Raw genomic sequence first — 10,661 nt, forward strand, 5'->3', positions numbered from 1 at the left:
GGGCGAATTTATTTATTTGCTGACAAGAATAACAGGCGCATAAATTATATCTTTATTCAGCCACGCAGAGACAATAATTAATTTATTTTCCGGGACTGTAAAAATTTCTTGGCCTGACTCGTTATAGAATTCAGCGATCTCGTCATCTTCTGAAGGATTATTATTTTGCGGACATGCCAGCCAGAATAATTTTGCGTTAGTTTGTGCGTTCTCGTCTAGTTCGATTTCAAGTTCATAGAGACCGCTTTTATTAACGTGAATCTCAGGCAATACAGCAGCAATTATATAATCATCAGAAATATTTATATTGATAGAATTAATATCACGTTCAGAGCCTATAAATAAATTCTCGTTTGAGCTAATAACTTCCCCGGGCTCGTTAATAATTTCTGATTCAAGTTTTGAGCTTGAGTCCGAGTCTGACACGTCATTATTTGCAAGATTTGAATTTTGCGGAGTTATATATGCTTTTTTCGGGTCAGAGTTATTATTTATTATGAGCGTAAAATTTTGACTCGTCTCACGTCTTGAATATTCAGCGGGGATCTTGTCATTATAGGCAGTAATAATAATATTATATTCCCCCGGTGCAGCAGTCGGAGTCCCTGAAATTTTGCCCTTGCTAGAAAATTTTAGTCCTGAAGGTAGATTATCAGCGCGCCACTTTATAGTTTTGTCGCCGGTTGCTGTGATATTTGCGTTATATTTTGCCTTATAAGTCGCTTCAGGAAGTGAATCACTTGTAATTACAGGCGGATTATAGACTTGTAAAGAAAATTTTTTCTTTGCGATTTTGCCCGAACTGTTAGAGAGATTTATATTAATCTTGAATTTTCCTGATTTATTAATAATGCCTGAAAGAATACCCGTTTTTACATCATAGCTCATGCCTTCAGGAAATCCCGTAAAATCCCAGCTTAAAGGTGGAGTGCCTGTTCCTGCGCAGGAAATTATATAATTTTCGCCGATTATTGCAGATTTAAGTCCGTAATTATTTATTGAAGTTATTGCGGGTTTCTCTGCTGTTATCTTGAGAGTTAATTTATTAGCAGATTCTCCGGCGGCATTTGCAGCAATTATAGTAATTTTGCCGTTAAAACCTTGAGTCGGAGTCCCTGAAATTATGCCGGTGTTCACGTCAAAACTTAGTCCGGGGGGTAAAGACTCTTTTATGCTCCATGTGATAGGCTCTGACCCCTTAGAAATTTTTAACGGTGATGAGCGATATTCTTTATAGACATTGCCGGCTGGTAATTTTCCGGAGAATTTAGGCAAGACGGGATTTATTACAAGCGAGAAAGTTTTTTGTGTCAAATTACTCCCATTTGAAGCAGTGATTATCACGTTAAAATCGCCGTATTGTGTAGGATTTCCTGAAATTTTGCCGGTTGACTCGTTAATTGCCAGGCCGTCGGGAAGATTCGCAGCTTGCCATGTTAAAGATTTTGCGCCTTTTGCCTTGAGTGATACGCTATATTTTTTGCCGTCAGTGCCATTCTTGAGAGTTGTTGTAGTGATTTCTAGTGAAGATCCTGACGCACTCACAATCATAGTAAATTCTTTCGAGGCCAAGTCAGTCCCGTTTGATGCAGTAACAGTAAATTTATAAGTGCCTGATTTTGTAGGAGTGCCGCTTATAATGCCAGACTCGCTTAAATCAAATCCCGGGGGAAGTTCGCCCGTGTGAGACCATTTTATATTATTAGATTCTGAGGCTTTGAGAGTGAAATTATAAATCTTCCCTGTGAATGCCTTATCAAGAGACTCCGTTATAATTTGCAAATCTGAGTCGTTATCGTCATCATAAACAATAGCGGGGCCGACTGTAATATTTATTGACGCGGTGAAATTCTTAAATTTTGCTGTAAGTGTCGTGGAGCCTTCTTCAAGAGCCTGAACGCAGCCATTTTGATTTATACGTGCAATCGATTCATTTTCTGAAGTCCATTCAGTGCCGTTTAATGGCGATGATATATCGTAATAATTCCCGTTTTCGTCAATTGCGTAGAGTTCCGCGGGAGTCTCTGAATTCTTATTTGTGTAAAGTGTTGAGCCTGCGTTAAAGTCAAGTTTTACTATGTTTATATTGCTTAAATCATCGAGCAGGGCAGCATTTACTGTATTAGAGATTCTCACGCCTGACATATCAGCATCTTTTGATATAAATGATAAGCAGAAAATTTCTATTGTCCCCTTGTCAAAACTCTTGAAGAAATCTTTTGCGTTAAATTCTACTTTGAATTCTGTTCTATTGTCATTTAAAGCAGGGAACGTGAAAAATCTGTTCTCGTCATCATTGCCGAATATGCAGAATACATCATTTTTTACGGGGTTATCTGAATTTAGCGTTAAAGTTACAGTCTTTGAATTTATATCAGATTGAGAAAATACAGACGGCTCAACTTTCAAGCGCATTGACTCTATAAATTTAAAGTCGATATCAATATTTTTATTTACATTTAAAGCTGATACAGATAACGAGGGCGAATTATTTACAGATTTAAAACTTGTATTAACAGTATTCGAGTCAAAAATTTTAAATTTTGATGATGATCCTTTCAGCAACAAAGCTATTTCGCGCCCGACATCGTTTTGACGGCATATATTCCAATGTGCGTATCTGTCTGCAAAATCAGGGTGTAAAGCCTCAATACCGTTCCAATAAAGGCTGCTGTGTCCTGTAAAATCACCTGCTGCACTGCTTGCTGATACAATTAAATCATTTGCTTCTGTACCAAATAATAAAGTGGCATATATATTTGTGAGATCTCTAAACCATGTAGGCAGCTGCAATATATATCCCAGTACACTTAAAACTTTCCCCCCGACATTTTTATAAATTTTCCCTGCTGTACTTACTGCAAATTGCGGAAGATTACGAATATCAACATTAAATCCTATTGACCAGTCCATTATTATGTCGAAAATCTGCCAGGCAGTATCATAATAACCGTCTCCGCGTATATCGCCGTAAATTGCATACATGGGAACGCCTGAAGGGAATCCGTAATTGCGTTTTGCCGTTGTTTTCAGTTCGAGCCAAGCGTTTTTATAATAATCTTTCACAGTTTCAGGATCAATTTTATAAGCTGCGAACATCATGAGAAGTGCAACGGGCTTTCTTAAATTATCAAGTTGATTATTAAATACATTATTATTATTATTTAGAATGCTGTTATACATAGCAGTAATAAAAGTGTTCGTATTATCGTAATCTGCCCAAGGAGTCCCCCTGTGAGGAGTCGCCACTGTAATAAGCCGTCTTACCATTCCGCGCCTATATGAACGTATAGACCAGTTATTGCCGTCCCGCGAGTCGTTGTTTTCTTCGCTTAAAAATTTTCGTGCCATCAGTCCGCCCATTCCATGAGCAATAATATCAACTTTTGTGCTTACTATACCGCCCTGATTATAATAATTAATCATTTCAAGAATAGTATTAAATAATTCGTTATTATCATTTGCAAGAATGTCATTAGTGCTTTGTCTGCCGTCATAATTCCAAACGCTTATATGATTCTCATCAAATTTTGCCTTAATAAGTTCAGGCCAGACTCCATTTTTGCCGTAAATGCCAAAAGTTTGTATTGCATTGCTGAACATTCCCGGAATTAACAGAACCGGAGCGGCGTGGATCTCTAATTCTATTTCTCGTTCAAGTTCCTTCTCATTTTCGGGTATTTCCTCGTCAGTCTCATCGGCTGTAAATTTCACATTAACAGTAAAATAATCTTTCGGAAAATTTTTGTGAGCAGGGAATGCCGCAGGAGCAATAAGAACCGCCGAAGCCTGATGTCCCTTCATGTCCGAATTATCTATTTCTGTTGTGTGCACTGGAGTTAAAGTATTAAGCTCGATTTTATTCAAGTTTTCAAGAGTCGCTCCTATATTATCAGGAATTTCAAAAAATACATTGCCGGGTCTATTAGTATATACTCTTAGAATGAGCCGTGAATTTCCATCAGCAGTAAATCCTATTTTGCCGTATGTACTATAAGGCTTGAGAGCTATTATATCTTCAGTGATTTTATTGCCATTGCTGTCTAAATAATTTTCTGCGTCCATATCGCCAATTATATAGTCATAGTCAGAGCCTCCGAAATATCCGCGTTCTATAGCTTCAACACCTAAAGGAGATTTTATAGTGACGGACATTATATAATTATTCGGCGAGTGAGTATTATATTTATATTCAAGTTCGTCCGGTCTGCTTGAAAAAAGTAATATTCCCGTATCTATATCATGTGAAATTAGATTTACTCTACTGCCTTTACCTCTATAAGCCTTCAGGGAATTAATATCAATATATTCAAGTTTTGAGACATAATCTTTTAAGCAGACTTCAAAACCGTTTGTTACAGCATTAACTTTTAATTTATTGCTGACCTGATATTTAGCATCTATAAAATTTAATTTGTGATTCTTGCTGAGGTCTAATTCTGTTAAATTATTGTCTGAGCAGTTCAGAGCAGTTAAACTTGTGCAGCTGCTTAAATCAAGATGTTCGAGTTTATTATCATAACAATCAATCCAATCAAGATTAGAACTGTTAATATCAAGCGAGACTAATTTATTATTATCGCATTTAAGCTCTCTAAGTTTTTGATGATTACTCAAATCTAAGACGCTTAATTTATTATATTCACACTTGAGTGTTTCTAAATTGTGATTACTGCTTAAATTCAGCTCTGAAATTTTATTACTGCCCAGCATCAAATTTTTTAGTGAAGTGTTGCTGCTTAAATCTATTTCTGTAATTTCGCTGTTGAACAGGCCTAAATCAGTTAATGCGCTATTTTTCTGTAAATTAATTTTCGAGAGTTTCAGCCATTCGCAGTATATACTAGTCAATTTAGGATTTGCGCCCGTATTGAGTTCTGACAAGCTGCCATAATAAATTTTAAGATAGTCAATATTAGGAAAATATTCTATACCTTTCAACGAAAATATATTGTGTAATTCAAGAACTGACTGCCCTGCTAAAACATTAAGTTCTGCCCCGTCAAGGAATCCGTTGCCACTGCCGTCCCATCTCTCATGGCCGTCTTCGTCAAAATAGTGTCTATCAAATCCTTTAACATAGCTCGCAAAATTAGGATCAGGAAATGCCGAGTCAATATGAAGATCAGCAAATGCCGCCGAGATAATAATAAAACTCGACACAAGAATTAACGCATAAACCGCAAATTTTCTCATTTAGACATTGCACCTCTCTAAATATATTAAGCTGTAAAGTGCTATTTATTATATCCAAAACGTGAAAATCTAACAGGATAATTTATTTTTTCCTGATATAATTGCATGAAATATTTTCAATGAATAACCCAGAAAAATAAGAGATTTTACAGCTACATTTACAGCTACAAAAATATTAAAATTTTCCAGTTATAGCAAACACTCATAAAGCAAAAATTTTTTGTTGTATTGCAATTTTTCGCGCAAAATTTTTACCCGCAAATTATAATATTCTCAAGAAATTTTTAACGAGTTTGCTCAAGATAAAATCATATATAATTCAGCAAATTTTATAGAGACCAGCAAGAAATTTTTTATCAGAATCACAAATATATTTACGCGATAATAAATATAAAATTTTCCTGACTCACACATAAGCCAGCAAATAAAATTTTTACATGTTCAAGCAATATAAATTTTCTCATTCTGCATATAAGCCAGCAAAATTTACAGACTTCAAAAGAAATTTTTAACGCTATTCACAAATTTATTTATGAGTTCACGCAATATAAATTTTTCTCACTCGCATATAAAGCCGCAAATAAAATTTTTACATACTCACACGATATAACATTTTCACTAAATTTTTTGTGAGCACATGCAATATAAAATTTTTCATTATCCGTACAAGAAAGAATCTCGCAAAAAAATTTTTAATGTCATTCACAAATATATTTATGATTTTACACGATATAAATTTTTCTCACACGCATATAAAGCAGCAAATAAAATTTTTATACTCACTCACTATATAACTTAATAATATAAATCTCTCACACGATATAATAATTTCACAAGAAAATTTCTTGATTCATTTGCTATAATGACCGCAAAAATTTATTTAATGTTTATATGAAGGAGTCAAAAATTTATGAACGATATACTAATTGCTTATTTTTCCAAGAGCGGCCGGACTAAGAAAATAGCCGAATTAATTGCAAGTGAAATTAACGCCCCTCTTCATGAGATAATCACAGAAAAAAAATATCCAAAAAATTATTTCATGACTATTATACAAGCGCGCAAGGAATTCAAGAATAATGAGAAGCCCGCACTAACTAGTGAGCCGATTACAAATTTTGACGCTTATAATAAAATTTTACTGGGATTCCCGATCTGGTGGTTCACTTGTCCGCAGGCTATTATTTCATTTATTGAGCAAAATAATTTTTCGGGCAAAAAAATTTATCCATTCTGCACGTCGGGCGGGTCAAATTGTGAGAAGGCTACAGCAAAGATTCGCGAACTCTGCAAAGACTCACAAGTTTTCGACGGCATAAAAGCAAACTCGCTCGATAAATCAAAAATTTCTGAGTGGCTTAAGGATTTAAATTAATGAGCAAAATTTTATTTATTAAGCAAGAATCATATAATCAACCTGAAATAGATAAAGCAATAACTCGTGCATTTGATTTTTTCGGAGGAGTCAAAAATTTTATTAACCCCGGCGATAAAGTTTTGCTAAAAGTAAATCTCGTAGCAGGTCATGAAATCACGCGCCGAGTTACAACAGATCCCGCTATAGTCCGTGCAGCCGCAAAATTAGTTATCTCATGCGGGGGAGTGCCTTTCATTGCTGACAGTCCGGGAATCGATAATTTTATGAATTCAGCAAAGAAAGCCGGTTTTATTCAGGTAGCGCAAGAACTCGGAATCGAATGCAAAGAATTAACCGACCCCGTTAATCTTCCCGTTAAGAGCGGCGCAAGTTTTCATAAAATCCAAGTCAGCAGACAAGTTATTGAAGCAGATAAAATTATAAATCTCGCAAAGTTAAAGACTCACGGCCAAATGTATTTAACAATGGGAGTTAAAAATTTATTCGGCTGTATACCCGGACGGCTTAAAGCAGGCTGGCACTATAATGTAGGCTTAAATCGTGAAAAATTTGCGGGACTATTGCTTGATATTTATGAGGGAGTCGCGCCTTCTTTCACTATAATTGATGGTATAATCGGAATGCACAAAGACGGCCCTACTTCAGGCGAGCCGTATAATTTCGGATTAATCGGTGCTGCTGTTGACGCGGTAAAAATGGATTTCTGGCTGTGTAAATTTCTCGGTGCTGATTTCAACGAATACCCGCTATACTTGGCCGCAAAGAGTCGCAAAATGTCAGAGTGCGTATTAAATCCTGAAGATATTTGCGGCGATTTTGACTCGACTCATGAATTCAAAAATGTAATCCTGCCTAAGACTCATTCAATGAGATTAATTCCGAGAATTCCCCTTCTTGATAAATTAATGACTTCTAAGCCCGTTCATATTCCTGAAAAGTGCATAGGCTGCGGAAGATGTGAGTCAATTTGTGCGGCAAAGGCTCTTAAACACGAGAACAAAAAATTATATTTTGACTATAATAAATGTATTCGCTGTTATTGCTGTCATGAGATGTGCCCGGTTAAGGCTATAGAATTTCGAGAAAGCAAATTATTGAAACTTGTAAATTTCTTGACGCGATAAAAAAAATTCCCCCCTGTGTGAAATATTCAGAGGGGTTTACTTTCTTGAATCACAAAAAATTTTTAAGCAATTACCATTAATACATCGCCTGTATTAACACTGTCGCCGGACTTGACGCGAATCTCTGTAATTTTTCCTGACGCACTTGCAAATACTTCATTCTCCATTTTCATGGCCTCAAGTAATAATACAAGATCTCCGCTGTTTACTGAGTCACCGACATTGACTTTTACGTTTAAAATTTTGCCGGGCATGGGTGCTGTAACTGTGCTTGCTCCTTCTGCGACTGGTGCGGGTGCTGCGGGTGCTTCAGGTGCGGGGGCGGTTGCTGCTGCCGGGGCTGCTGCGACTGGTGCGGCGGGTGCTGATACAGGGGCGGGGATTACTGCTCCTGCTCCTAAGGGTTCTACTTCTACTGTGTAAGCTGTGCCATCTACTACGACTCTATATTTATTGCTCACGATTTAATTTCTCCTTTCATAAATATTAATAAATTAACGCCATCTGCGATTTAACCTGTTAGAATTCAGCGCGAAAGTTCCGGCCGTCTTCCATAAACTTGTCCAATAATCCCCGGCGGGTAAATATGCTCCGTTGTCTGCCTGTACTGATAAAATTTTGAAGTCTGCACTCCCTGTGAATTCAATAATAGCTGCTGTGATTGCTGCTACGATTTTCGCTTTATCGGGGGCGGCTGATTTTACCGGATTTTGTGCAGCTTTTACGGGAGCTGGTTTATTTACTGCCGGTGCTGGATCATTTTTTTTTTCGTCTTTACTGCCAGCAAATAATTTCATTCCGAAAATTACCGCCGTCAATGCAAGCAAGACTCCGAACACTATAGAGAATGCTACTATGCTTACATTAATAGCTCCGGAGAGTCCTTCAAAGTGCATTAAAATTTTCCTCCTATCCTATTATAAATATATAATTTAATGAGGGATTACACCGTGTTTTTTGCTGGGTGCTGTCTCTCGTTTGCTTTGTACTGCCTCGATGGCCTGCCAAACTGCTTTTCTTGTCTCTTCAGGCAAAATTACTTTATCGACATAACCGCGTTCTGCTGCTCTGTATGGATTTGCAAATGCCTCGCGATATTCGTCAATTTTTTCGAGCCTCTTTGCGCTGGGATCGTCTGCATTATTAATCTCATTCTTGAATACGATACTAGCTGCGCCCTCTGCTCCCATTACTGCGATTTCTGCCTGAGGCCAAGCAAGCACGACATCAGCTCCGAGTGATTTACTGCTCATTGCCAGATATGCCCCGCCGTAAGCCTTACGCATTATAACTGTAACAAGAGGCACAGTAGCTTCACTATATGCATATAACATTTTTGCGCCCTTGCGAATTATTCCGCCGTTCTCCTGATCTACTCCGGGCAAATATCCGGGAACATCTACAAATGTTATTATAGGAAGATTGAACGCGTCGCAATGTCTTATAAAACGTGATGCCTTATCTGACGCGTTAATATCAAGACAGCCCGCCATTACGTCCGCATTATTTGCAATTATTCCGACTGAACGCCCGCCGATTCGTCCGTAACCTGTTACAATATTTTTAGCAAAACCGGCCTGTACTTCTGTAAATTCTCCGTCGTCAAGCACTTTGCTTAATACCTCGTGAACGTCATAGCCCTTATTAGGATTCACAGGGACAATCTCGCGCAATGTCAAATCAGCACGTTCTACACTGTCATTTGTTGCCTTAAACGGCGCGTCGTCTAAATTATTCAGGGGCAAATATGATAAAACTTTGCGGACCTGTGCAAAACATTCTGACTCGTCCTTTGCGCAAAAATGAGCGTTCCCGCTGATTGTGTTATGAGTCACTGCGCCGCCTAATTCTTCACTTGTTACTGATTCGCCGGTTACTGCTTTGATTACTTCAGGGCCGGTGATATGCATAATGCTTTCATGATCGACCATGAAAATAAAATCAGTCAATGCAGGACTATATACAGCCCCGCCGGCAGTGGGTCCCATTATGATAGAAATTTGAGGTATAACTCCGCTTGCTAGTGTGTTGCGCTTGAAAATTTTGCCATAGCCGTTAAGTGAGTCGACTGCTTCCTGAATTCTTGCGCCGCCTGAGTCGTTAATTCCTATGACTGGGCAGCCCATTTGCATAGCCATGTCCATAATTTTGCAAATTTTATCCGCGTGTTTTTCTCCGAGTGAACCTCCAAAAACTGTAAAGTCCTGCGAGAAAATAAAAACTTTTCGACCCTCAATAGTTCCCCAGCCCGTTATAACGCCGTCGCCTAAAGGTTTTTTCTCGTTGAGTCCGAAATTATTGCAGCGATGTGTAACAAATTCGTCGATCTCTACAAATGAGCCCGGATCGAGTAATTGCGCAATTCGTTCGCGAGCTGTGCCTTTGCCTTTATCTTTCTGCTTTGATACGGCCTCAGTTCCGCCTCCAGCAAGGGCATTATTGCGTTTCTCGTTAAGTTCGCCGCAAAGTTCTTCTATTGAACGAAATCCCATATCCGACAAGTTCCTCCTTTTATTAAGTATGCAAAAATTTCTTGCTTAATTTACAAGCTAGAATATCATATAAATTCATTCGTTGCAAAGATTACGGCGGGCATTGCTGAAAGTTTTATTTTAAGGCACTCACAAAAATATAACAAGGCTTAATCATTAAGTGCTATAATAAATTTAATTTTGTAATTTGACGATTATAAATAATAGATAAAATCTTATTACTAAAAGAAGGGAGAGTCTATCATGAAAATATGTAAACACATAAACACTTGTAATCGCTCATGCCCCTCCTCTGCAATTTATGTAATTTCGTGAATAGTTCTCACGCGTCAAAACCTCCCTAAATGATTTCATGAATAAATTTGCGCTCGTTGTCATAAAGGATTTATTTTATAATAAGAAGTGAATTATTTATGAAGTTCAAATAACAGCAGCAAATAATTACGGCCATAGTACGACAAAAAATATAAA

Annotated in this window: 6 protein-coding genes; 2 read left to right on the plus strand and 4 right to left on the minus strand. The window is 37.5% G+C overall.

The features are described 5' to 3' along the window. Positions 1-12: 12 nt before the first annotated feature. Entirely contained in the window at positions 13-5,196 is a 5,184-nt protein-coding gene (locus IJS99_09165) for a putative Ig domain-containing protein (GenBank protein ID MBQ7561979.1), read from the minus strand. 910 nt (positions 5,197-6,106) lie between these two features. Here IJS99_09165 and IJS99_09170 point away from each other — a divergent pair. Together IJS99_09170 and IJS99_09175 are read left to right on the plus strand one after the other, a co-directional pair. Further along, a complete protein-coding gene (locus IJS99_09170; GenBank protein MBQ7561980.1) occupies positions 6,107-6,571 on the plus strand; it encodes an NAD(P)H-dependent oxidoreductase in 465 nt (154 codons plus the stop codon). Next, positions 6,571-7,698: a DUF362 domain-containing protein gene (locus IJS99_09175; protein ID MBQ7561981.1), complete on the plus strand. Its 1,128-nt coding sequence runs from the start codon at positions 6,571-6,573 to the stop codon at positions 7,696-7,698. Before IJS99_09170 ends, IJS99_09175 begins: the two co-directional genes overlap by 1 nt. Positions 7,699-7,760: 62 nt before the next feature. Here the strand turns inward: IJS99_09175 and IJS99_09180 are convergent, their stop codons facing one another. Genes IJS99_09180 through IJS99_09190 form a run of 3 tightly spaced genes read right to left on the minus strand, consistent with a single transcriptional unit; the run spans position 7,761 to position 10,190 of the window. Continuing rightward, positions 7,761-8,159, minus strand: coding sequence for a biotin/lipoyl-binding protein (locus IJS99_09180; GenBank protein MBQ7561982.1), 399 nt, complete (start codon positions 8,157-8,159; stop codon positions 7,761-7,763). Between the two features lie 33 nt (positions 8,160-8,192). Next, complete coding sequence (locus IJS99_09185; GenBank protein ID MBQ7561983.1) at positions 8,193-8,594, minus strand: OadG family protein; 402 nt, start codon at positions 8,592-8,594, stop codon at positions 8,193-8,195. Between the two features lie 36 nt (positions 8,595-8,630). Beyond that, positions 8,631-10,190, minus strand: a complete 1,560-nt coding sequence (locus tag IJS99_09190; protein MBQ7561984.1) for a methylmalonyl-CoA carboxyltransferase — start codon at positions 10,188-10,190, stop codon at positions 8,631-8,633. Positions 10,191-10,661 lie beyond the last annotated feature (471 nt).

Source organism: Synergistaceae bacterium (assembly GCA_017444345.1).
GTDB lineage: Bacteria > Synergistota > Synergistia > Synergistales > Aminobacteriaceae > JAFUXM01.

Coding starts and splice junctions, on each gene's coding strand:
- IJS99_09170 (MBQ7561980.1), top strand. CDS start 6,107: ATGAACGATATACTAATTGCTTATTTTTCCAAGAGCGGCCGGACTAAG.
- IJS99_09175 (MBQ7561981.1), top strand. CDS start 6,571: ATGAGCAAAATTTTATTTATTAAGCAAGAATCATATAATCAACCTGAA.
- IJS99_09190 (MBQ7561984.1), bottom strand. CDS start 10,190: ATGGGATTTCGTTCAATAGAAGAACTTTGCGGCGAACTTAACGAGAAA.
- IJS99_09185 (MBQ7561983.1), bottom strand. CDS start 8,594: ATGCACTTTGAAGGACTCTCCGGAGCTATTAATGTAAGCATAGTAGCA.
- IJS99_09165 (MBQ7561979.1), bottom strand. CDS start 5,196: ATGAGAAAATTTGCGGTTTATGCGTTAATTCTTGTGTCGAGTTTTATT.